Source organism: Mycobacterium sp. E136 (assembly GCF_001666865.1).
Lineage (GTDB): Bacteria > Actinomycetota > Actinomycetes > Mycobacteriales > Mycobacteriaceae > Mycobacterium.
Genome location: NZ_LZJE01000122.1, coordinates 1 through 1764, shown reverse-complemented (window position 1 = coordinate 1764; position 1764 = coordinate 1). Strand labels below are relative to the sequence as shown.

Sequence of the window (1764 nt, the reverse complement as noted above, 5' to 3'; positions counted from 1 at the left end):
CCAGGTCGCCGAGCCGTACATCCCGCTACGGGCCGTGCGGCACCTCGAGAAGGGCCGCGTCGTGATCTTCGGGGCAGGCATGGGCCTGCCGTACTTCTCCACCGACACCACCGCCGCGCAGCGCGCGCTCGAGATCGGCGCCGAGGTGGTGCTGATGGCCAAGGCCGTCGACGGGGTGTTCACCGCCGACCCGCGCCAGGATCCCGACGCCGAACTGCTCACCGCCATCAGCCACCGCGAGGTGATCGACCGCGGACTGAAGGTCGCCGACGCGACCGCGTTCAGCCTCTGCATGGACAACGGCATGCCGATCCTGGTGTTCAACCTGCTCACGGACGGCAATATCGCGCGGGCGGTCGCGGGTGAGAAGATCGGAACACTGGTCACCACCTGACACACCGGCGCGAGCGACAGCGAGGATGCGCACGCGCGAGCAGTGACCGACGCGCACAGACGAAGGAGAAGGACGTGATCGACGAAACCCTCTTCGATGCCGAGGAGAAGATGGAGAAGGCGGTGTCGGTCGCACGCGATGACCTGTCCTCCATCCGCACCGGTCGCGCCAATCCGGCGATGTTCGCGCGCGTCAACGTCGAGTACTACGGGTCACCGACGCCGATCACGCAGCTGTCGAGCATCAATGTGCCCGAGGCCAGGCTGGTGGTGATCAAGCCGTACGAGGCCAACCAGTTGCGCAACATCGAGGACGCCATCCGCAACTCCGACCTCGGCGTGAACCCCACCAACGACGGCAACGTCATCCGCGTGGCCATCCCGCAGCTCACCGAAGAGCGTCGCCGTGATCTGGTCAAGCAGGCCAAGGCCAAGGGCGAGGACGCCAAGGTCGCGGTGCGCAACATCCGCCGCAAGGCGATGGAGGAGTTGCACCGCATCAAGAAGGACGGCGAGGCCGGCGAGGACGAGGTGGCCCGCGCGGAGAAGGACCTCGACAAGTCCACCGCCACTTACACCCACCAGATCGACGAACTCGTCAAGCACAAAGAAGGCGAGCTGCTGGAGGTCTAGTGACCGAACAGCACAAGGGTCCCGTGGCAGAGACGCCGGTCGACGAACCGCCCAAGAAGAAGTCGCGGGCGGGCCGTGACCTGCCCGCCGCGATCGCGGTCGGCGTCGTGCTCGGCGCGGTGGCCATCGGCACGCTCCTCTTCTGGCCGATCGGCTGGCTGCCGGTGCTGGCGGTGTTCATCCCCATCGCCACCCACGAGGTGATCCGTCGACTGCGCGAGGCCGGATACGACCTCCCCGTCGTTCCGTTGCTGCTGGGCGGGCAGGCGATGATCTGGCTGAGCTGGCCGTTCGGCCCGGCCGGGGTGCTCGGCGCATACGGCGGGACGATCGTCGTCTGCATGGTGTGGCGGCTCGTCGGGCACGGGCTGCGCCACCAGCCGGTCAACTACCTCCGCGACATCGCCGCCTCGGTGTTGCTGTCGACGTGGGTGCCGTTGTTCGCCAGTTTCAGTGCGCTGCTGATCTTCCAGGACCACGGCGGCGGACGGGTTTTCACGGTGATCGCCACCGTGGTGTTCGCCGACATCGGCGGCTATGTGGCCGGAGTCCTGTTCGGCAGGCATCTGATGGCCCCGGCGATCAGCCCCAAGAAGTCGTGGGAGGGGCTGGGCGGTTCGATGGTGTTCGGCATCGGCGCCGCAGTGGTGTCGGTGACGTTCCTGCTCGACAAGCCGGCCTGGGTCGGCGTGCCGCTCGGGCTCATGCTCGTGATCACCGGTGTGCTCGGCGACCTGG

At 67.3% G+C, this 1764-nt stretch carries 3 protein-coding genes; all 3 read left to right on the top strand.

What is annotated here, in order from left to right:
- Positions 1-394: uridine monophosphate kinase (locus tag A5698_RS08520; protein ID WP_502688893.1), on the top strand; the 394-nt coding region annotated here is incomplete at its 5' end.
- 74 nt (positions 395-468) lie between these two features.
- Positions 469-1026 (top strand): ribosome recycling factor, encoded by a 558-nt coding sequence (gene frr, locus A5698_RS08515; RefSeq protein ID WP_067084676.1) that lies wholly within the window; start codon positions 469-471, stop codon positions 1024-1026.
- Positions 1026-1764 (top strand): phosphatidate cytidylyltransferase (locus A5698_RS08510; protein ID WP_068295529.1); only part of this gene is annotated, 739 nt, incomplete at its 3' end. The genes frr and A5698_RS08510, both read left to right, overlap by 1 nt.